18 protein-coding genes are annotated in these 19,980 nt (G+C 66.6%); all 18 read right to left on the reverse strand.

Annotated features, from left to right (window positions below; translation table 11 throughout):
- Positions 1–28 precede the first annotated feature (28 nt).
- A complete protein-coding gene (locus AC07SQ_RS01450) occupies positions 29–1,669 on the reverse strand; it encodes an isovaleryl-CoA dehydrogenase (protein WP_495271258.1) in 1,641 nt (546 codons plus the stop codon).
- A gap of 31 nt (positions 1,670–1,700) precedes the next feature.
- Positions 1,701–2,717, reverse strand: coding sequence for an NADP-dependent oxidoreductase (locus tag AC07SQ_RS01455; RefSeq protein WP_495271257.1), 1,017 nt, complete (start codon positions 2,715–2,717; stop codon positions 1,701–1,703).
- Positions 2,718–2,740: 23 nt separating this feature from the next.
- Positions 2,741–3,211: a PaaI family thioesterase gene (locus AC07SQ_RS01460; RefSeq protein WP_082817985.1), complete on the reverse strand. Its 471-nt coding sequence runs from the start codon at positions 3,209–3,211 to the stop codon at positions 2,741–2,743.
- A 1-nt stretch (position 3,212) separates the two neighbouring features.
- The gene (locus AC07SQ_RS01465; RefSeq protein ID WP_095745325.1) at positions 3,213–4,013 is read right to left on the reverse strand and encodes an SDR family oxidoreductase; all 801 of its coding nucleotides are present in this window, start codon (positions 4,011–4,013) and stop codon (positions 3,213–3,215) included.
- Positions 4,014–4,083: 70 nt separating this feature from the next.
- A complete protein-coding gene (locus tag AC07SQ_RS01470) occupies positions 4,084–5,481 on the reverse strand; it encodes a DUF2252 domain-containing protein (protein ID WP_495271256.1) in 1,398 nt (465 codons plus the stop codon).
- A complete protein-coding gene (locus AC07SQ_RS01475) occupies positions 5,471–5,773 on the reverse strand; it encodes a Dabb family protein (protein WP_062471343.1) in 303 nt (100 codons plus the stop codon). The genes AC07SQ_RS01470 and AC07SQ_RS01475 overlap by 11 nt, the downstream gene beginning before the upstream one ends.
- A gap of 20 nt (positions 5,774–5,793) precedes the next feature.
- Positions 5,794–6,033: a hypothetical protein gene (locus AC07SQ_RS01480; protein ID WP_495271255.1), complete on the reverse strand. Its 240-nt coding sequence runs from the start codon at positions 6,031–6,033 to the stop codon at positions 5,794–5,796.
- Positions 6,034–6,035: 2 nt separating this feature from the next.
- Complete coding sequence (locus AC07SQ_RS01485) at positions 6,036–7,889, reverse strand: acyl-CoA dehydrogenase (protein ID WP_495271254.1); 1,854 nt, start codon at positions 7,887–7,889, stop codon at positions 6,036–6,038.
- An 18-nt stretch (positions 7,890–7,907) separates the two neighbouring features.
- Positions 7,908–8,387 carry a PaaI family thioesterase gene (locus AC07SQ_RS01490; RefSeq protein ID WP_095745328.1) on the reverse strand — a complete coding sequence of 160 codons (480 nt, stop codon included), beginning with the start codon at positions 8,385–8,387 and terminating at the stop codon, positions 7,908–7,910.
- Between the two features lie 2 nt (positions 8,388–8,389).
- Positions 8,390–9,565: an acetyl-CoA C-acyltransferase gene (locus AC07SQ_RS01495; RefSeq protein ID WP_070060672.1), complete on the reverse strand. Its 1,176-nt coding sequence runs from the start codon at positions 9,563–9,565 to the stop codon at positions 8,390–8,392.
- A gap of 49 nt (positions 9,566–9,614) precedes the next feature.
- A complete protein-coding gene (locus AC07SQ_RS01500) occupies positions 9,615–11,093 on the reverse strand; it encodes a M20 family peptidase (protein ID WP_095948562.1) in 1,479 nt (492 codons plus the stop codon).
- A 25-nt stretch (positions 11,094–11,118) separates the two neighbouring features.
- Positions 11,119–13,221 (reverse strand): 3-hydroxyacyl-CoA dehydrogenase NAD-binding domain-containing protein, encoded by a 2,103-nt coding sequence (locus tag AC07SQ_RS01505; protein ID WP_095745330.1) that lies wholly within the window; start codon positions 13,219–13,221, stop codon positions 11,119–11,121.
- Positions 13,222–13,458: 237 nt separating this feature from the next.
- Positions 13,459–14,154, reverse strand: coding sequence for an ABC transporter ATP-binding protein (locus AC07SQ_RS01510; protein ID WP_062471318.1), 696 nt, complete (start codon positions 14,152–14,154; stop codon positions 13,459–13,461).
- 1 nt (position 14,155) lies between these two features.
- The gene (locus tag AC07SQ_RS01515; RefSeq protein WP_062471315.1) at positions 14,156–14,932 is read right to left on the reverse strand and encodes an ABC transporter ATP-binding protein; all 777 of its coding nucleotides are present in this window, start codon (positions 14,930–14,932) and stop codon (positions 14,156–14,158) included.
- The gene (locus AC07SQ_RS01520; protein ID WP_495271253.1) at positions 14,933–16,258 is read right to left on the reverse strand and encodes a branched-chain amino acid ABC transporter permease; all 1,326 of its coding nucleotides are present in this window, start codon (positions 16,256–16,258) and stop codon (positions 14,933–14,935) included.
- 4 nt (positions 16,259–16,262) lie between these two features.
- Entirely contained in the window at positions 16,263–17,216 is a 954-nt protein-coding gene (locus AC07SQ_RS01525; RefSeq protein ID WP_062471309.1) for a branched-chain amino acid ABC transporter permease, read from the reverse strand.
- An 83-nt stretch (positions 17,217–17,299) separates the two neighbouring features.
- On the reverse strand, positions 17,300–18,541 hold the full coding sequence (locus AC07SQ_RS01530) for a branched-chain amino acid ABC transporter substrate-binding protein (RefSeq protein ID WP_062471306.1): 1,242 nt from the start codon (positions 18,539–18,541) through the stop codon (positions 17,300–17,302).
- Positions 18,542–18,742: 201 nt separating this feature from the next.
- A complete protein-coding gene (locus tag AC07SQ_RS01535) occupies positions 18,743–19,972 on the reverse strand; it encodes a branched-chain amino acid ABC transporter substrate-binding protein (protein ID WP_062471303.1) in 1,230 nt (409 codons plus the stop codon).
- Positions 19,973–19,980: the final 8 nt, after the last annotated feature.

Below are 19,980 nucleotides of genomic sequence, written 5' to 3' on the forward strand. Positions count from 1 at the left end.
TCTTTCGTGGAGGTGTTCTTGTGGGTGGTCAGCGCGGCTGCGCGCGCTGGATGATCGAATCGAAATCGGTGCCCGCGCCCAGCGTACCGAAGGCCTGGCCCCAGTCGCCGCCCAGGCGCGAGGCGCAGAAGGCATCGGCCACGGCGGCCGGCGCGGTCTGCACCAGCAAGGCGGCCTGCACGGCCAGCGCCACGTCCTGCGCGAGGCGGCGTGCCTCGGTCTCGGAGGCCATCGCCTCGATGCGTGCGGGCAAGGCGTCGGCCAGGCGGTCGAGGGCGGCCTGCTGGCCGCGCGCGGGGGCCAGCTCGTGCGCCAGCGCGGCCACGGCGTCGCCCTTGCGCAGGCCGCGCAGCAGGTCGAGCGCCATGATGTTGCCGGCGCCCTCCCAGATGGAGTTGAGCGGCATCTCGCGGTAGATGCGCGCGAGGATGCCCTCGCCGCCCTCTTCCACGTAGCCGTTGCCGCCCAGGCACTCCATGGCTTCCTGCGCGAAGTGGCTGCCGCGCTTGCAGATCCAGAACTTGGCGACCGGCGTGAGCAGGCGCGCCATCAGGTTCTCGTGCGCGTCGGATTGCCGGTCGAAGGCCCGCGCGAGGCGGATGGCCAGTGCGGTGGCGGCTTCGCTTTCGAGCGCGAGGTCGGCCAGCACGTTCTTCATGAGCGGCTGTTCGACCAGTGGCTTGCCGAAGGCCTGGCGCTGCGCTGTGTGGTTCAGCGCGATGCCCAACGCCTGGCGCATGAGGCCGCTGGTGCCGAGCGAGCAGTCGAGCCGCGTCATCGTGCCCATCTCGAGGATCTGCGGAATGCCGCGGCCCTCCTCGCCCACCAGCCAGGCGCTGGCGCCGTGGAACTCGACCTCGGAGCTGGCGTTGGCCTTGTTGCCGAGCTTGTCCTTCAGGCGCTGGATGTGGATGGCGTTGCGCGTGCCGTCGGGCAGCACGCGCGGCAGGAAGAAGCACGACAGTCCGGCCGGTGCCTGCGCAAGGATCAGGAAGGCGTCGCACATGGGCGCCGAGAAGAACCACTTGTGGCCGGTGATGGCGTAGCGCTCGCCCCAGGCGTCGCTGCCGTCGCGCACGGCCTGCGTGGTGTTGGCCCGCACATCGGAGCCGCCCTGCTTCTCGGTCATGCCCATGCCCATGGTCACGCCGGGCTTGTCGTGCAGCGGCTTCAGTGCGGGGTCGTACCAGAGGCTGGCGAGCTTCGGGCCCCACTCGGCATGCACGCCCGCGTTGCCGCGCAAGGCGGGCGTGACGGCGTAGGTCATCGAGATCGGGCACAGGATGGACGGCTCCAGCTCGGTGAAGAGCATGAAGCCCGCGGCGCGCAGCACGTGTGGCGAAGCCGACGTGCCGGTCCACGGCGTGCCGTGCAGGCCCGCACCCACCGCGGCGGTCATCAGCGCGTGGTAGCTCGGATGGAACTCCACCTCGTCGATGCGACGGCCGAAGCGGTCGTGCGTGCGGAGTTCGGGCGTGTGGATGTTGGCCAGCCGCGCATGCGTCTGCATGGCGGCCGAACCGAGGGTGGCGCCCAGCTCGTGCAGCTGCGTGGTCTGCAGCGTGGGCGCGTTGAACTTCAGCGCATCGCGCAGGGGGCGGTGGGTGTCGAAGAGGTTGTAGTCGACCAGCGGCGTGGGCTGGTTGAAGACCTCGTGCGTCGTGTCCATGACCGGCCTCCTTGCCGTGCGTTTCAGTGCATCAGATCAGCTTGACGAGTTGCTTGCCGAAATTCTTGCCCTTGAGCAAACCCAGGAAGGCTTCAGGGGCGGATTCGATGCCCTGCGCCACCGACTCGCGCGGTTTGAGCTTGCCCGTGCCCACCAGCGTGCCGAGTTCGGTCAGCGCCTCGGGCCACACTTCCATGTGCTCGCTGACGATGAAGCCCTCGATCTTCAGGCGGTTGATGAGGATCAGCGCCGGGTTCGCCAGCGGCAGCGGCTGGCCGTCGTAGCCCGCGATCATTCCGCACAGCGCCACGCGCGCGAAGGCGTTGGTGCGCAGCAGCACGGCGTCGAAGATGTAGCCGCCGACGTTCTCGAAGTAGCCGTCGATGCCGTTCGGGCAGGCTTCCTTGAGCGCGGCGCTCATGGTCTTCACGTCGGGGTGCTGGCGGTAGTCGATGCAGGCGTCGAAGCCGAGTTCGTCGGTCACGTACTTGCACTTGTCGGGGCCGCCCGCGATGCCGACCACGCGGCAGCCGCGCGCCTTGGCCAGCGCACCGAAGGCGCTGCCCACGGCGCCGCTGGCGGCGGTAATGACCACGGTTTCACCGGCCTTGGGCGCGATGATCTTCACCAGGCCATACCAGGCCGTCACGCCGGGCATGCCCACGGCGCCGAGGTAGTGCGACAGCGGCACGTGCGTGGTGTCGACCTTCTTCAGCGCGCCGGGCTGCGAGGCATCGACCACGCTGTATTCCTGCCAGCCGCCGAAGCCGACGACCTTGTCGCCCACGGCGAACTTGGGGTGCTTGCTCTCGACCACTTCGCCGACCGTGCCGCCCTGGAACACCTGGCCCACGGGTTGCGGCTGCGCGTAGCTCTTCGAGTCGTTCATGCGTCCGCGCATGTACGGATCGAGGCTCATGTAGTGGTGGCGCACCAGCACCTGGTTGTCGGCGAGCGCGGGCGTCTCGACAGTCACCAGCTTGAAGTTGCTGGCCGTGGCTTCGCCCTCGGGGCGGTTGTCGAGGTGGATCTGCTTGTTGGTGGGCATGGAAGTCTCCGGGGGAATGGGTGTCAGTCGGTCGATGGCGGACGCATGGCGTTGGCGCTCGCGGGGCCGGTCGGCAGCCGGCGCTTCACGTACTTGAAGGTGCCGGTGGCATGGGCGCACACGCGCTCCTGCTCGTCGTAGATCTTGGCTTCGGTGAAAGCCAGCGTCGCGGTGCGGTGCAGCAGCGTGCCGCGTGCGTGCAGCGGGCCGACCGACGGTTGCATGAAGCTGGTCTTCATCTCGATGGTGACCACGCCGGTCTCGGGCGCCACGCTGCGCGCAGCGGCCGCCATGGCGATGTCGAGCAGCGTCATGCAGGCGCCGCCGTGCGTCACGTCGAAGGTGTTCAGGTGCTCGGGCTTGGCGGTGTAGATGATCTCGGACTGGCCGTCCTCGAACTTCGTGAGCTCGAAGCCGAGGTGGCGCGCGAACGGAATCTGGCTCGTGTACGAGCGGATGTTGATGTCGCTGGACTTTTCAGGCGAATCGGACATGTCAGGCCGCACCCAGCACCACGCTCACGCCGCCGTCGACCGCCACCCACTGGCCGGTGATGTGCTTGCCGGCATCGCTCGCATACAGCAGCGTCAGGCCCTTCAGGTCCTCGTCGTCGCCCAGGCGGCCCAGGGGCGCCGAGGCGGCCATGTGCTCTTCGCCCAGGGTCTTGATCAGGCCGGCCGCCATCTTCGTCATGAAGAAGCCCGGGCAGATCGCGTTCACGTTGATGTTGTACTTGCCCCATTCGGCGGCCAGCGTCTTGGTGAAGCCGATCACCGCGGTCTTCGAGGTGTTGTAGGCCAGCGTCTGCATGCCGGGCGGGTTGCCGTTCAGGCCCGCGATCGAGGCGATGTTGATGATGCGCCCGCGCTTCTTCGGGATCATGTAGCCGTTGGCAACCTGCTGCGCCAGGATGAAGTAGCCGCGCACGTTGAGGTTCATCACCTTGTCCCAGGCCTCGACGGGGTGGCTCTCGGCCGGCGAACCCCAGCTGGCGCCGGCGTTGTTGATGAGGATGTCGACGCCGCCCATGCGCTGCAGGGTCTCGTCGGCCAGGCGGCGGGTGTCTTCTTCCTTGGAGCAGTCGGCGGCGATCCAGCGCGCGTCGATGCCGGCGGCCTGCAGCTCGGCGGCGGCCTGTTCCAGGTCGTCGGCCTTGCGCGAGCTCAGCATGATCTTCGCGCCGGCTTCGCCCAGCGCATGGGCCATCTGCAGGCCCAGGCCGCGCGAGCCGCCGGTGATGAGCGCCGTCTGACCCGTGAGGTCGAACAGCTGTTGGGTGGTGCGGGGCTTCGTCATGTCGGTGTCTCCGGTGTGGATGATGAAAGAAGAGGGTTGCGTTGGCTGTGAAGGCGGTGGCTTCGGGCCGTCAGGACGCGGTGTCGTCCGCCTCGACGGCGGCGGCCTTGCCGGCGGCCACGGCTTTTTTCAGCCGGCGCCAGTCGGCCTGGTTCACGTCGGCATAGCCTTCGGCGAAATCGGCGAGCGCCGTGTTGAAGCTCCTGGAGCGCCCCAGGTAGCCGTCGATGGCCCAGGCGTCGCCGCCCTTGGCATGCGCGCGGGCCAGGCTGTAGCCGCAGGCCTCGGCGAACTCGAGCAGGTCGACCGGCTTGAAGTCCTCGAGCTTGTAGGAGGCCTTCATGTCGCGCAGCTGCCGCACGTAGAAGCCGCGCCCGCCCGGTCCCTGGGCCCAGCCCAGGAAGACGTCGCTGGCGGCCTGTGCCAGCCGCTGGCCCTGCACCACGCGCTGGCCCGGCGACGCCGTGTCCGGTGCCGCGCCCAGCGGGGCTTCGAGCACCGACTCGCCGGCCTCCTTGCACTGCAGGAACAGCGGGTGCGCGCGGTCGGCCACGAACAGCAGCAGGAAGCAGCGCCGGCCGACCGAGCCGACGCCGGGCGTGAGCACCGCGACATCGTGCAGCTCGTAGCGGTCGAACAGCCGCTGGCGCTCGGGCGGCAGGCTGGCGCGGTACTGCGCCAGGAAGGCCGGCAGCCCGGCGCGGAAGCGCTTGATTTCCCGCGCCGTTGCGCGGGCGTCGTGGTACACGAAAGGCGGCTGGTCGCGGATCATGAGGCGGCCGTCGACCGTCTCGGTCGCGCTGTCGGCGAACACGCGCGAGGTGCTGCGGCGCGCCTTCTTGATGACCGCGAGTTCGGTCGCGTCTTCGGCGCCGAGCTTCAGCAGGGTTTGCGAGGTGAGCCGCGCGTACCAGGCCTCCAGCGTGTCCATGCGCGCGAAGGCCCGCATGCGGTCGCGGTAGGCCTCGGCCAGCTGCTGCACGGCCTCGCGCCCGATGCGCGGCTTGAAACCCCGGTCGCGCGCGGCCACCACGAACGAGGTGGCCAGCCGGCGCACGTCCCAGTCGAAGGGCCCTTGCAGGGTTTCGTCGAAATCGTTGATGTCGAAGACCAGCGCGCGCTCGGGGCTGGCAAAGAAGCCGAAGTTCGCGAGGTGCGCATCGCCGCACAGCTGCGTCGCGATGCCGCTGTGCGGCAGCCTGGCGAGGTCGTTCGCCATCAGGCTGGCGGCGCCGCGGTAGAACGTGAAGGGGCTGACCAGCATGCGGCCGTGGCGCACCGGCACCAGCTCGGGCACGCGGCCGCGGTTGGACGCCTTCAGCCAGCCGAGCGGATCGCGGTCGGTGGCGTCGGGCCGGGGCGCCTGCGCCCACTGGCCGAGCGCACAGCGCTGGCGCTGCGCACGGCCGAACGCCCGCCGCTCGGCCGGTGAGGCCGTGGCGTCGGGCGCGTGGGGTTCAGAGCTCATAGTCCATGCACTGGCGGGCTTCGCGCACGGCGCCGATGAAAGGCTTGAGCGCCACGTGCTGGGGGTGGTCGGCGTAGGCCGCCAGCGCGGCGGCGTCGGTGAATTCCGAGTTCAGGATCAGGTCGTAGGTGGCCTCGAGCCCGGGCTGGGCGATGACCACCTCGAAACGGTGCGTGCCGGGCGAGAGCGTCGCGCAGGCATCGAGCAGCGCCTTGGCCTTGAGCAGGTTGGTCGCCTTGTCGGCGCCCTCGGCGTGCTCCTTGAACTTCCACATCACGATGTGCTTGAGCATGGTCGGTCCTTGCCTTGTTCTTACTTGAGCCGCGAACGCACGTAGATGAGCGCGACGCCCACCGCGGCGACCACGACGCCGGGCACGGCCATCGACCAGCCCAGCGTGGGCTCGGTGCGGCCCGTGGCGATGCCCAGGATCACGAGGAACAGGCCGCCGTAGATCAGGATCCAGATCCACTTCTCGAGCCGCGCATGCGGCTTGGGTGGTTTCGGCGGTTGGGCGGCGGGCGGGGGTGAGTTCGGGGCGGCGTTGGCCATTGTCAGAAAGCGTCCTCGGGCAAAGCGGTACAGGTCGGGTCACGGGTTTCGACCACCTGGAGCCAGGCACCGATTTTCGGCAGCTCGTAGTGGAAGAAATAGTCCGTGGCGCCGATCTTGCCAGCTGTTACCGCCCTCGCCTTCTGTGCGTCGATTTCCAGGGCCCGCAGCGCCACGTCGAGCCAGAGCCAGGCCAGCACGGTGTGGCCGAAGGCCTGCATGTAGGGCACGGCGTTGACCAGCGCGTCGGCCGGGTCGCCGGTGGACCAGGCGGCTTCCGTGGCGCTGCCGATGTGCTGCAGCGCGGCGCCCAGCGCCTTGGCGTGCGGCGCCAGCGCGGGCACCTTGGCCGCGCGGCCAATGGTCTCGGTGACGCGCCCGGCCAGCAGCTGCAGGCCGCGGCCCTTTTCCATCAGCACCTTGCGGCCCAGCAGGTCGGCCGCCTGGATGCCGTGCGTGCCCTCGTGGATCATGTTCAGGCGGTTGTCGCGCCAGTACTGCTCTACCGGGAAATCGCGCGTGTAGCCGTAGCCGCCGTGCACCTGGATCGCCAGCGAATTGGCCTCCAGGCACCACTCGCTGGGCCAGCTCTTGGCGATGGGCGTGAGCACCTCCAGCAGCAGGCGGGCGTCGTCGGCCTGTGCGGCGTCGCCGGTCTTCTGCGTGTCGACCAGGCGGGCGCAGTACAGCTCCAGCGCCAGCGCGCCCTCGCAGTACGCCTTCTGGGCGAGCAGCATGCGGCGCACGTCGGCGTGCTCGATGATTCGCACCTGCGGCGCGGCCGAGTCCTTCACCACGGCGGCGCCGGCGGCTTCGGGCTTCTTCACCAGCCGGCCCTGCGGGCGGCTCTTGGCGTACTCGAGCGAGGCGTAGTAGCCGGCCATGCCGAGCATGGTGGCGGCGGTGCCGACGCCGATGCGGGCCTCGTTCATCATGTGGAACATGCAGTGCAGTCCCTTGCCGGGCGCGCCGACCAGGTAGCCCACCGCGCCGGCCTTGCCGCCGACCGGGTACTTGCCTTCGCCGAAGTTCAGCAGCGTGTTGGTGGTGCCGCGCCAGCCGAGCTTGTGGTTCAGGCCTGCCAGCGCCACGTCGTTGCGTTCGCCGGTGAGCTCGCCCTGCGTGTCCACCATGCGCTTGGGCACGATGAACAGCGAGATGCCGCGCGTGCCCGGAATGAGCTTGCCGTTCTCGTCGGGAATCTTGGCCAGCACGATGTGCACGATGTTCTCGGTCAGCTCGTGGTCGCCGGCCGAGATCCACATCTTGTTGCCCGTGAGCCGATAGCGCGGGCCCAGCGGATCGTTTTGAAAATCGGCACCATCGGGCACGGCGCGCGTGGCCACGTCGCTCAGCGACGAGCCGGCCTGCGGCTCCGACAGGCACATGGTGCCCGCCCAGCGACCCGAAAATTCATTCCTGGCGAACACCTCTTTCTGCTTCTCGGTGCCGTGCACCATGAGCAGGTTGGCGTTGCCGCTGGTGAGCATGTTCGAGCCGATGCTCACCGAGGCCATCGCGAAGAAGCTGTTGGCCGCGGCCTGCACCGTGTAGGGCAGCTGCATGCCGCCGATCTCGTAGTCTTGCGCGGCGCTCAGCATGCCGGACTCGACGAAGGCCTTGTGCGCGTCGTGCGTGGCCTGCGGCAAGATGACTTTCTCGCCATCGAAATGCGGTTCCTGCGTGTCGACGGTGCGGTTGAACGGCGCGTACTTTTCGCGCGCGATGCGCTCGCAGGTGTCGAGCACGGCGTCGAAGGTCTCGCGCGAGTGGTCGGCAAAACGCTCGCTCTGGTTGAGCTTCTCGGCGTCGAGCCAGTCGTAGAGCAGAAAGTCGAGGGTGGGACGCAGGCTCATGGTGATGTCTTCTTCAGGCTACGACTTCGCGGGTGACGAAGTCTTCTTCGGGGAATCGGGCAGCTTGGCGATGGTGCCCTGCGCCAGCGCGCAGAGCTTCTCGGTGCCGTCGTCGGCCACCGCCACCACCTCGCAGGTGCACACGGCCTGCGAGCTGCCGGTGTGCACGGCCCGGGCGCGCGCAATCAGCCGCTGGCCGATGGCGGGCCGCACGTAGTTGATCTTGAATTCGGAGGTCACGACCGGCACGCGCAAGGCGCTGCCGCCCGCAAAGGTGAGCGCGTTGTCGGCCATGTAGCTCACGATGCCGCCATGGGCGAAACCGTGCTGCTGCTTCAGCTGCGCGGTGAGCGGCAGCTGGAGCTCGGCATGGCCCGGCGCGAGCGCATGCAGCTCGGCGCCGATCAGCACGCTGAAGGGCTGCGCGGCCAGCACGCTGCGGCCGTAGGCCAGGACGGCTTCGGGCGAGACCTCCTGGTCATTGCCCAAGCCGGACATGGTTACAGGACCTCGAACACGCCCGCAGCGCCCATGCCGCCGCCGATGCACATCGTGACCACGACCTTCTTGGCGCCGCGGCGCTTGCCTTCGATGAGCGCGTGGCCCGTCAGGCGCTGGCCGCTCACGCCGTAGGGGTGCCCCACGGCGATGGCGCCGCCGTTGACGTTCAGGCGGTCGCCCGGAATGCCCAGCTTGTCGCGGCAGTAGATGACCTGCACGGCGAAGGCTTCGTTCAGCTCCCACAGGTCGATGTCGTTGACCGTGAGGCCCAGGCGCTTGAGCACCTTGGGAATGGCGAAGACCGGGCCGATGCCCATTTCGTCGGGCTCGCAGCCGGCCACGGCGAAGCCGAGGAAACGGCCCAGGGGCTTCAGGCCCTTCTGTTGTGCGTACTTCTCGTCGACCACCACGCAGGCGCCGCCACCGTCGGAGAACTGGCTGGCGTTGCCGGCCGAGATCAGGCCGCCGGGCATGGCCGAGCGGATGCCGCTGATGCCTTCCTTGGTGGTGCCGGGGCGGATGCCTTCGTCGTTCTCGATCGTGACTTCCTTGGTGCGCAGGCCCATCACGGGGTCGGCCACGCCGGCCAGCACGGTGATGGGGGCGATTTCAGCCTTGAAGAGGCCCGCTTCGAGCGCGGCGGTGGCGCGCTGCTGGCTTTGTGCGCCGTACTCGTCCATGGCGTCGCGGCCGATGTTGTAGCGCTTGGCGACCTGCTCGGCGGTCTGCAGCATGTTCCAGTAGATCTCGGGCTTGTGCTTCACGAGCCACGGGTCGGCCAGCATGTGCGTGTTGGCTTCGTTCTGCACGCACGAGATGCTCTCGACGCCGCCGGCCACGTACACGTCGCCCTCGCCCGCGATGATGCGCTGGGCGGCGGTGGCGATGGTCTGCAGGCCCGACGAGCAGAAACGGTTGATGGTCATGCCCGAGGTGGTGACCGGCAGGCCGGCGCGCAGGGCGATCTGGCGCGCGATGTTGGAGCCGGTGGCGCCTTCAGGCGTGGCGCAACCCATGATGACGTCGTCGACCGAGGCCGGGTCGATGCCAGCGCGCTGCACCGCGTGCTGCACGGCATGGCCGCCCAGCGTGGCGCCGTGCGTCATGTTGAAGGCACCCTTCCAGCTCTTCGCGAGCGGCGTGCGGGCGGTGGAAACGATGACGGCGCTGGTCATGGTGAGGTCCTTTGAAGATGGAAGGGAAAAGAGGGAAAAGACGGGGTCGTCATTGCGCCGGCGCGGCCGCGTGGGTGTTGCGCAGGAGCTGGTGGTAGAAGCCGATCATCTCGCCGTAGTTCGAGATGGCCAGGCGTTCGTTGTTGCCATGGAAGCGCGCCAGGTCTTCGCTCTTCACGCGGAACGGCGAGAAGCGGAAGACAGCGTCGCTCACGAGGCTGAAGTGGCGGGAATCGGTGGCGGCGGTCATGAGGCCGGGGGCCACCACGGCATCGGGGAAGCTCTGGCGCACGGCCTGCTGGATCGCGCGGTAGCCGGTGCTGTCGGTGGGCGACACCGGCGAGGGCTCCGAGTTGCCGGGGTACGGCTTGATCTTGATGTCGTCGTCGCCCAGCGCCTTGCGCAGGTGCGCCTCGACGCTGGCCAGCGTGTCGCCGGGCAGCACGCGGAAGTTGACGGCGGCCTCGGCACGGCCGGGCAGCACGTTGTCCTTGTTGCCGGCACGCACGATGGTCAGCGCGGTGGTGGTGCGCAGCATGGCGTTGCTGCTCGGGCTCTTCTCGAGCTGGCCGCGCACCAGTGGCTCGGTGAGCCACAGGTTCGACAGCATGACGCGATTGACGCCGCCCATCTCGGGCGCAAGCGCGCCGAACATCTGCCCCGCCACGCCCTGGATGCCGCCGGGCATCGGCGTTGCTTCGAGCCGCGCAAGCGCGGCGCTCATGCGGCCGATGGCGCTCTTTTGCGGTGGCATCGACGAGTGGCCGGGCGCGGTATCGAGCGAAAGGAAGAAGGTGCCATAGCCCTTCTCCGCCAAGCCGATGAGCGCCGCGGGCTTGCTCAGGCCGGGCAGCACGCCGTCGAGCACGAGCAGGCCTTCGTCGAGCACCCAGTCGAGCTTCACGCCGCGCGACTTGAGCAGTTCGGCGATGGGCTGCGCGCCGCGCAGGCCGCTCACCTCTTCGTCGTCGCCCATCACGAGGTAGACCGTCTGCTTCGGCTGGAAGCCGCTGCCGATGAGCAGCTCGATGGCTTCCATCTGCGCAAACAGGTTGCCCTTGTTGTCGAGCGTGCCGCGGCCCCAGACGAAGCCGTCCTTGATCTCGCCCGCGAAGGGATCGACCGACCAGGCTTTTTCGGTGCCGGGTGCGATGGGCACCATGTCCTGGTGCGCCATGAGCGCGATTGGCTTGGCCTGCGCGTCGGTGCCGGTCCAGGTGTAGAGCAAGGCCTTCTGGCCCACCACTTCCTTCTTGAGGGTGGCGTGGACCTTCGGGTACTGCTGCGCCAGGTAGGCGTGCAGCTTGTCGAACTCGGCCAGGTTGGCGGCCGCGTCCTCCAGGCTCGACACCGTACGGATCGGGATCGCGCCGGCCAGCCGCTTGGCAGCGGCCTGCAGGTCGATCTCGAGCTTCGGTGCGGGCGCCACCGCGAGTTGCTGCGATGGCGTGGTCCAGGTCTTGACCGCCACGGCCGCCACCAGTGCCAGGAGCACCAGCAGCAGCCCGAGGAAGATGCGTTTCAACATGGGCGGTCTTGATCCCGGTTCAGGCTCAGCTGAAGGACTTGCCTTCGGCCACCAGCTTCTGGATCAGCGGTGCGGGCTGCCAGAACTCGGCGTCGTCGCGCGGGTTCTGCGCAAAGCGCTTCATCGTCTCGGCCACGTTGTACAGGCCGACCTGCGAGGCGTAGTGCATCGGGCCACCGCGGTAGATCGGGAAGCCGTAGCCGGTGAGGTACACCATGTCGATGTCGCCCGACTTGGAGGCAATGCCGTCTTCCAGGATGTGCGCGCCTTCGTTGACGAGGGCGAACACCAGGCGCTGCACGATTTCCGTGTCGGAGATCTTGCGCGGCGTGATGCCCAGTTCCTTGCGGTGGTCCTCGATCATCTTGTTGACGAGTTCCGACGGAATGGCGTCGCGCTTGCCGGCCTGGTAGTCGTACCACCCTGCCCCGGTCTTCTGGCCGAAGCGGCCCAGTTCGCACAGCTTGTCGGCCGTGCGGCTGTACTTCATGTCGGCGCGCTCGACAGCGCGGCGCTTGCGGATGGCCCAGCCGATGTCGTTGCCGGCCAGGTCGCCCATGCGGAACGGGCCCATGGCGAAGCCGAACTTCTCGATGGCCTTGTCGACCTGCTGCGGCGTGGCGCCTTCGTCCAGCAGGAAGCCGGCCTGGCGACTGTACTGCTCGATCATGCGGTTGCCGATGAAGCCGTCGCACACGCCCGACACGACGGAGGTCTTCTTGATCTTCTTGCCGATGGCCATCACGGTGGCCAGCACGTCCTTGGACGTGGCCTTGCCGCGCACCACTTCGAGCAGCTTCATCACGTTGGCCGGGCTGAAGAAGTGCATGCCGACCACGTCTTGCGGACGGTCGGTGAACGAGGCGATCTTGTCGACGTCCAGCGTCGAGGTGTTCGAGGCCAGGATGGCGCCCTTCTTGGCGACGCGGTCGAGTTCCTTGAAGACCTTTTCCTTGACGCCGATTTCTTCGAACACGGCTTCGATGATGAGGTCGGCGTCCTTCAGGTCGTCGTAGCTCAGCGTGGTGCTCAGGAGCGCCATGCGCTGCTCGTACTTGTCCTGCTTGAGCTTGCCCTTCTTGACCTGGGCTTCGTAGTTCTTCTTGATGGTGGCAATGCCGCGGTCGAGCGCCTCCTGCTTCATCTCGAGGATCTTGACGGGGATGCCCGCGTTCAGGAAGTTCATCGAGATGCCGCCGCCCATGGTGCCGGCGCCGATCACGCCCACGGCCTTGATCTCGCGCTTGGGCGTGTCTTCGGGCACGTCGGGAATCTTGCTCGCGGCGCGCTCGGCCATGAACAGGTGGCGCAGGGCCAGCGATTCGGGCGTGAACATCAGCGCGGTGAAAAGACGGCGCTCTTCGGCCATGCCGTCGTCGAACTTCATCTTGGTCGCGGCCTGCACGGCGTCGACGCACTTCAGCGGCGCGGGGTAGTTCTTCGACATGCCGCCGACCATGTTCTTGGCGAACTGGAAGTAGGCATCGCCTTGCGGGTGCTTGCACGGCAGGTTGCGCACCAGCGGCAGCTCACCACCCTTGGCAGCGACCGACTTGGCGAACTCGACGGCTTCGTCGAACACCGATTCGGCCGAGGCGGCCAGCTTGTCGAACAGCTTCTGGCCCGGCAGGCTGGCGAGCAGTTCGCTCTTGACCGGCTCGCCGCTGACGATCATGTTCAGGGCGGTTTCCACGCCGATCACGCGCGGCAGGCGCTGCGTGCCACCGGCGCCCGGCAGCAGGCCGAGCTTGACTTCAGGCAGTGCCACGCTGGTGCCCGGTGCGGCCACGCGGTAGTGGCAGCCGAGCGCCAGCTCGAGGCCGCCGCCCATGCACACGGAGTGGATGGCTGCGACGATGGGCTTGGGCGAGGCTTCGAGCGAGAGGATCACGCTCAGCAGGTTGGGCTCTTGCAGCGCCTTGGGCGTGCCGAATTCCTTGATGTCCGCACCGCCCGAGAACGCCTTGCCGGCGCCGGTGATGACGATGGCCTTGACGGCGCTGTCGGCATTGGCCTTGGACAGGCCGTCGGTGATGCCGATGCGTGTCGAGAAGCCGAGACCGTTGACCGGCGGGTTGGTCAGGGTGATCACGGCGACATCGCCGAGCACTTTGTATTCAGCCGTCATGCTGCGTTCCTTGGTGTGTGAAGAAAAAGAAGAAAAAGCACGAGTGTTCTTTTTCGAAGATTCTAGGCGTTTTGCGTGGCCGAACAATGGCACGCAGTCGCTGTCGGGACAAGGGCCTCAAGAGAGAGCCGGACTTTCCAGGAACACCGCGGAACCGGCTTTGCCGGGCCGCAGGTGTTGCCCCCTGCAAGGGGGAAGGCGCGCGCGACACGAAGTGCGCGAAGCCTGGGGGTTTGCTTAAACCTCCAGCCACTCCCTGCGGGTGGTGCCGTCGGCGCGCAGGCTGTCGGGCGTCCCGTCGAACACGATGCTGCCGTGGCCCATGACGAGCGCGCGGTCCGAAATCTGCATCGCGATGGTGAGCTTCTGCTCGATGAGGAGCACCGAGATGCCCTTGTCCTTCAGCGTGCGCAGGTACTGCCCCACCAGCTCGACGATCTTGGGCGCGAGGCCCTCGGTCGGCTCGTCGATGATGATCAGGTCGGGATCGCCCATGAGCGTGCGGCACAGCGTGAGCATCTGCTGCTCGCCGCCCGAGAGCACGCCGGCCTCGGTGTGCTGGCGCTCCTTCAGGCGCGGGAACATGCCGTACATGTCGTCGAAGGACCAGCGGCTGCCCTTGCCCGAGCCCTTCTGCCCCAGGAGCAGGTTCTGGTGCACCGTGAGCTTGGGGAAGATGTCGCGGTTCTCGGGCACGTAGCCGATGCCCATGTGCGCGATCTCGTAGGCCTTGCGGCGCAGGATGTCGCCGCCCTTCCACTGCAGCGTGCCCTCGGCATGCACCAGGCCCATGATGGCCTTGGCGGTGGTCGAACGGCCCGAGCCGTTGCGACCCAGCAGGGCCACGATCTCGCCCGGGCGGACGTCGAAGGAAACGCCATGCAGCACATGGCTCTTGCCGTAGTAGGCGTGGATGTCGTGAAGCTTCAGCATGTCAGTGTCCCGCCCCTTGCGCGTCGGCAACCGACGATCCCAGATACGCCTCCTGCACGCGTGCATTGGCGCGCACGGCAGCCGGCGTGTCGAAGGCGATGACCTCGCCGTAGACCACCACGGCGATCTTGTCGGCCAGCCCGAAGACCACGCCCATGTCGTGCTCCACCGTCAACAGCGTCTTGCCGACGGTGACGTGCTTGATGAGCGAGATGAAGTGCGAGGTCTCGGTCTTGCTCATGCCGGCCGTGGGCTCGTCCAGCAGGATGACTCCGGCGCCGCCGGCAATGGTCACGCCGATCTCGAGCGCGCGCTGCTCGGCATAGGTGAGGTTCACCGCATGCACGTCGCGCTTGCGCTCCAGGCCGATCTGCTTGATGAGCTCTTCGGTGCGCGCGTTGGCGTCGTCCAGGTTCGAGAGAAAGCGCAGGAAGGTGTACTTGTAGCCCAGGCTCCACAGCACGCCGCAGCGCAGGTTCTCGAAGACGCTCAGCTTCGGGAAGATGTTGGTGATCTGGAAGCTGCGCGACAGCCCCAGGCGGTTGATTTCATAGGGCTTCTTGCCGTCGATGCGCTGCCCGTTGAGCAGCACCTCGCCGCTGGTGGGCGTGAGCCGCCCGCTGATCAGGTTGAACAGCGTCGACTTGCCCGCGCCGTTCGGCCCGATCACGGCGATGCGTTCGCCGGCCTTCACCGCCAGGTCCACGCCGCGGATGATTTCGGTCTTGCCGAAATTCTTGCGCAGCGCCTTCAGTTCCAATGCGTATTGCGCGCTCATTTACGCCGCCTCCCGACGTTTGATTTCTGCTTCGATCTCTTCCTGCGCCTGGCCCCAGACCCGCACGAAGCGGCGCCGTGCCACCTCGAGCACGGCCAGGCCGACGGCCAGGATCGCGATGGCGCCCAGCCAGCTGGTCACGCCCGCCGTGTTCAGCATGGTGCCGAAGAACTTCAGGTCCGGGCCCATCGCCGCGTTGAGCTGGATGTGATAGATCATTTCGATCAGCGCGGCAGCGCCGACCACCACCGGCACCAGGGCCACGGCGAGCGCGGCGTACAGGCCCCAGAAGCGGTTGAACTTGCCGAACTTGGCCACGCGCAGGTTCATCATGACCAGGCTGGCGATGCCGCCGGGGGCGAACATCACCATGAACACGAACACCAGGCCGAAGTACAGCTGCCAGGCCTTCGACAGTTCAGACAGCAGGATCGAGGCGAACACCAGCAGCACCGCGCCGATGATCGGGCCGAAGAAGAACACCGCGCCGCCCAGGAAAGTGAACAGCAGGTAGCCGCCCGAGCGGATGGCGTTCAGGCTGTCGGCCGCGTTCACGATCTCGAAGTTGATCGAGGCCAGGCCGCCGCCGATACCGGCGAAGAAGCCCGCGATGATGAACGCGAAGTAGCGCACGCGCTGCGTGTTGTAGCCGATGAACTCCACGCGCTCCGGGTTGTCGCGCACCGCGTTCAGCATGCGGCCCAGCGGCGTGCCGGTGAAGGCATACATCAGGGCGGTGCACACGAAGCAGTACGCGGCGATCAGGTAGTACACCTGGATCTGCGGACCGAAGGTGAAGCCGAAGAAGCTCGGGCCGTACACGCGATCGGTGGTGATACCGCCCTCGCCGCCGAAGAAGCTGGGGAACATCAGCGCCATCGAGGCCACGAGCTCGCCGATGCCCATGGTGATCATGGCGAAGGTGGTGCCCGACTTCTTGGTGGTCACGAAGCCCAGCAGGATGGCGAAGAACATCCCCGCCAGACCGCCGACGAGCGGAATGAGCACCAGCGGAATGGTCGGGCCGCCCTTGGTCGCCATGTTCATCGCGTGGATGGCGATGAACGAGCCCAGGCCGGTATAGACGGCATGGCCGAAGCTCAGCATGCCGCCCTGCCCCAGCAGGATGTTGTAGCTCAGGCAGATGATGATCAGGTAGCCCATCTGCGAGAGCATCGTCAGCGCCAGGCTGCTCTTGAACAGCATCGGCGAGATGATCAGCACCAGGGCGAACAGCGCCCAGACCAGGTAGCGCCCGATGTTCCAGGGCTTGAAGCGGTAGTACCGCGTCGGGGTCGTCGGTGAAGTGGTGGTTGCGGTGGTCATGGTGTCAGTCCTCCCGGGTGCCCAGAAGACCCTTCGGGCGGAAGATGAGGATCAGCACGAGGAACAGGTACGGCAGGATCGGTGCGACCTGCGAGATGGTGAGCTTGAGCAGCTCGTAGCCGAAGGTCTGGTCGGTCACGGCCACGCCCAGGGCCTGCAGCGCAGTGGCCAGCGAGTGGTCCAGCGCCACGGCGAAGGTCTGGATGATGCCGATCAGCAGCGACGCCAGGAAGGCGCCCGCCAGCGAGCCCATGCCGCCGACCACCACCACCACGAAGATGATGGTGCCGACCGAGCCGGCCATGGCCGGTTCGGTGACATAGGTGTTGCCGCCGATCACGCCCGCCAGGCCGGCCAGCGCGGCACCGCCGCCGAACACCAGCATGAACACGCGCGGCACGTTGTGGCCCAGCGCCTCGACCATGTCGGGGTGCTTCAGCGCCGCCTGGATCACCAGGCCAATGCGCGTGCGCGTGAGCAGCAGCCACACGGACACCAGCATGAGCATCGCCACCAGCATGATGAACGAGCGCGACTTGGGGAACTGCGTGCCGTACAGCGAGAACAGCGGGCCCTGCAGCGCCTCGGGCAGGCCGTAGGGCACCGTGGAGCGGCCCCAGACCAGCTGGACCAGCTCGAGGATGAGGTACGAAAGACCGAAGGTCACCAGCAGCTCGGGCACGTGGCCGAACTTGTGGACCCGGCGCAGGCTGTAGCGCTCGAAGGCCGCGCCCAATGCACCCACCAGCAGCGGCGAGAGAAAGAGCGCGGGCCAGAAGCCGACGATGCCTGACAGGGTGTAGGCGAAATAGGCGCCCAGCATGTAGAAGCTGGCGTGTGCAAAGTTGAGCACACCCATCATGCTGAAGATCAGCGTAAGGCCAGAGCTCAGCATGAACAACAGCAGGCCGTAGCTGACGCCGTTGAGCAGTGAGATGACGAAGAATTCGACGTTCATCGGTCTTCCGTGTCGGTTGAAAAAGAAAGAGGCCCGAGTGTTGAAGTCGGGCCTCGACCGGTCAGTGGGCGATCAGCAGGCGATCAGGAGGCGCCGCCGGGTCGCTTCATCTGGCACGAGGTGGGCGTGCTCGAGACGTAGGGCTCGTAGTACTTGACCGGTGCCAGCGTGTAGCCGGTGTTCTCCGGGCTGTACGGGCTCTTCGCGTCGGCCTTCTGCCAGCGCGTGATCCACAGGCCCTGCTGCAGCTGGTGGTCGGACTTGCGCATCTCGACGTCGCCGTTGAAGCTCTTGAACTTCATGCCTTCCATGGCGGCCGCCACCTTGACGGGGTCGGTCGACTTGGTGCGCACGAAGGCTTCGGCGAGCATCGCGTACACGGTGTACGGCGACGTCGTGTACAGGTCTTCGTTGAAGCGCTTCTTGAACTCGTTCATCATCGGCGCGATCGGGCCCGGCGCGTTGTAGTGGCTGTAGCCCACCATGTAGACCTTGCCGTCCGAGGCCGCGCCCATGGCGGTCGGCGTGCCGTTGGTCACGGCGTAGTAGGTGTAGAACTTGACGTTCAGGCCTGCATCGTTGGCCGACTTGATGAGCAGCGCGAGGTCGGAACCCCAGTTGCCGGTGATGACGGTGTCGGCGCCCGATGCCTTGATCTTGGCGATGTAGGGCGCGAAGTCGCGCACCTGGGCCAGCGGGTGCAGGTCGTCGCCGACGATCTGCACGTCGGGGCGCTTGGTCTTGAGGTTGTCCTTGGCGTACTTCGCGACCTGCTGGCCGTGCGAGTAGTTCTGGTTGATCAGGTACACCTTCTTGATGTCGGCCTGGTCCTTCATGAAGGTGGTCAGGGCTTCCATCTTCATGGAGGTGTCGGCGTCCAGGCGGAAGTGCCAGTAGCTGCACTTGCTGTTGGTCAGGTCGGGATCGACGGCCGCGTAGTTGAAGTACACGACTTCCTTGCCGGGGTTGCGGGCGTTGTGCTTCTCGAGCGCGTCCATGATGGCCAGCGCCGGGCCGGAGCCGTTGCCCTGCACCACGTAGCGCGCGCCCTGGTCCATGGCCGAGCGCAGCGCGGCGGTGGTTTCCTGCGGGCTGAGCTTGTTGTCGATGCCGATGACCTCGAACTTCACGCCGGCCACGTTCTTCTTGTTGAATTCTTCGGCCAGGAACTGGAAGGTCTTGAGCTGGTTGGTACCGACGGCCGCCATCAGGCCCGACAGCGGGTCCAGCCACGCGATCTTGACGGTCTCACCCTTCTGGGCAAGGGCACCGGTGGCACTTGCCGCGAGCACGGCGGCGGTAGCGATCTTCAGAGCGAACTTCAATCTATATCTCCTGGTCAAACCGATATCAAAAACGCTGCACAAGCGTACAAGTCTTTGCCACCCCACCCCTCAGGGAATGCCCGTAAGGAAGGGGCTGCAAAGGCACGTATCTATCGCGCAGGCGACAGTGCATTTCCTTCTTTTGCTACCCGGCGGTAGGTATCTTCTACCGATGGGTAGGAAATGCGTTCACAAAGACGCCTAGGGGCGCTTCATCTGGCAGGTCGTGGGCGTGCTCGCCACATACGACTCGTAATACTTCACGGGGACGTTGGTGTAGCCGGTGTTCTCGGCGTCATAGGGGTACTTGGCGCTGGCCTTCTCCCAGCGCGAGATGTACAGGCCCTGCTGCAGCTGGTGGTCGGCCTTGCGCATCTCGACCTCGCCGTTGAAGCTCTTGATCTTCATGCCTTCGAGTGCCGCGGCCACCTTGACGGGGTCGGTCGACTTGGTCTGCACGAACGCGGCATCGAGCAATGCGAAGGTGTGATAGATCGAGGACTGCGTCAGGTCGTCGTTCATCTTCTTCTTGTAGCCGGTCAGCAGCCGCTGGATTTCGCCGCCCATGTTGTAGTGGGCATAGGCCACGGTGTAGACCTTGCCTGCCGAGGTGGCGCCCATGGCCGTGGGCGTGCCGGCGCCCGGTGCGTAGTACGTGAGGAACTTGACGTCCAGCCCCGAGTCGTTCGCCGCCTTGATGAGCAGCGAGAGGTCGGAACCCCAGTTGCCGGTGATGACCGTGTCGGCGCCCGAGGCCTTGATCTTGGCGATGTAGGGCGAGAAATCGCGCACCTGCGCGAGCGGGTGCAGGTCGTCGCCCACGATCTGGATGTCGGGGCGCTTGGTCTTGAGGTTGTCCTTGGCGAACTTGGACACCTGCTGGCCGTGGGAGTAGTTCTGGCCCAGGATGTAGACCTTCTTGATGTCGGCCTGGTCCTTCATCCAGGTGGTCAGCGCTTCCATCTTCATGGAGGTGTCGGCATCGAGGCGGAAGTGCCAGTAGCTGCACTTGCTGTTGGTGAGGTCGGGATCGACCGCCGCGTAGTTCAGGTAGAGCAGTTCCTTGCCGGGATTGCGCGCATTGTTCTTCTCGACGGCGTCGATGATCGCGAGCGCCGGGCCCGAGCCGTTGCCCTGGGTGATGTAGCGCGCGCCCTGGTCCTGCGCCGAACGCAGCGCCGCGGTAGTCTCCTGCGGGCTCAGCTTGTTGTCGATCGCGATGATCTCGAACTTCACGCCCGACGCATTCTTCTTGTTGAACTCGTCAGCCAGGTACTGGGTCGTCTTGAGCTGGTTGGTGCCCACGGCCGCCATCAGACCCGACAGCGGGTCCAGCCAGGCGATCTTGACGGTTTCGCCCTTTTGGGCGAACGACGCTGAAACACTCACCAACATGGCGCAGGCGGCCACTGACTTGATACCGAAGTGCATGAAGAGTC

It is taken from the genome of Variovorax sp. GW821-FHT06D12, from assembly GCF_059419205.1.

What these genes read in the sequence shown, in the direction of transcription:
- AC07SQ_RS01450 (WP_495271258.1), bottom strand. Translation starts at nt 1,669, where the DNA reads ATGGACACGACGCACGAGGTCTTCAACCAGCCCACGCCGCTGGTCGAC.
- AC07SQ_RS01455 (WP_495271257.1), bottom strand. Translation starts at nt 2,717, where the DNA reads ATGCCCACCAACAAGCAGATCCACCTCGACAACCGCCCCGAGGGCGAA.
- AC07SQ_RS01460 (WP_082817985.1), bottom strand. Translation starts at nt 3,211, where the DNA reads ATGTCCGATTCGCCTGAAAAGTCCAGCGACATCAACATCCGCTCGTAC.
- AC07SQ_RS01465 (WP_095745325.1), bottom strand. Translation starts at nt 4,013, where the DNA reads ATGACGAAGCCCCGCACCACCCAACAGCTGTTCGACCTCACGGGTCAG.
- AC07SQ_RS01470 (WP_495271256.1), bottom strand. Translation starts at nt 5,481, where the DNA reads ATGAGCTCTGAACCCCACGCGCCCGACGCCACGGCCTCACCGGCCGAG.
- AC07SQ_RS01475 (WP_062471343.1), bottom strand. Translation starts at nt 5,773, where the DNA reads ATGCTCAAGCACATCGTGATGTGGAAGTTCAAGGAGCACGCCGAGGGC.
- AC07SQ_RS01480 (WP_495271255.1), bottom strand. Translation starts at nt 6,033, where the DNA reads ATGGCCAACGCCGCCCCGAACTCACCCCCGCCCGCCGCCCAACCGCCG.
- AC07SQ_RS01485 (WP_495271254.1), bottom strand. Translation starts at nt 7,889, where the DNA reads ATGAGCCTGCGTCCCACCCTCGACTTTCTGCTCTACGACTGGCTCGAC.
- AC07SQ_RS01490 (WP_095745328.1), bottom strand. Translation starts at nt 8,387, where the DNA reads ATGTCCGGCTTGGGCAATGACCAGGAGGTCTCGCCCGAAGCCGTCCTG.
- AC07SQ_RS01495 (WP_070060672.1), bottom strand. Translation starts at nt 9,565, where the DNA reads ATGACCAGCGCCGTCATCGTTTCCACCGCCCGCACGCCGCTCGCGAAG.
- AC07SQ_RS01500 (WP_095948562.1), bottom strand. Translation starts at nt 11,093, where the DNA reads ATGTTGAAACGCATCTTCCTCGGGCTGCTGCTGGTGCTCCTGGCACTG.
- AC07SQ_RS01505 (WP_095745330.1), bottom strand. Translation starts at nt 13,221, where the DNA reads ATGACGGCTGAATACAAAGTGCTCGGCGATGTCGCCGTGATCACCCTG.
- AC07SQ_RS01510 (WP_062471318.1), bottom strand. Translation starts at nt 14,154, where the DNA reads ATGCTGAAGCTTCACGACATCCACGCCTACTACGGCAAGAGCCATGTG.
- AC07SQ_RS01515 (WP_062471315.1), bottom strand. Translation starts at nt 14,932, where the DNA reads ATGAGCGCGCAATACGCATTGGAACTGAAGGCGCTGCGCAAGAATTTC.
- AC07SQ_RS01520 (WP_495271253.1), bottom strand. Translation starts at nt 16,258, where the DNA reads ATGACCACCGCAACCACCACTTCACCGACGACCCCGACGCGGTACTAC.
- AC07SQ_RS01525 (WP_062471309.1), bottom strand. Translation starts at nt 17,216, where the DNA reads ATGAACGTCGAATTCTTCGTCATCTCACTGCTCAACGGCGTCAGCTAC.
- AC07SQ_RS01535 (WP_062471303.1), bottom strand. Translation starts at nt 19,972, where the DNA reads ATGCACTTCGGTATCAAGTCAGTGGCCGCCTGCGCCATGTTGGTGAGT.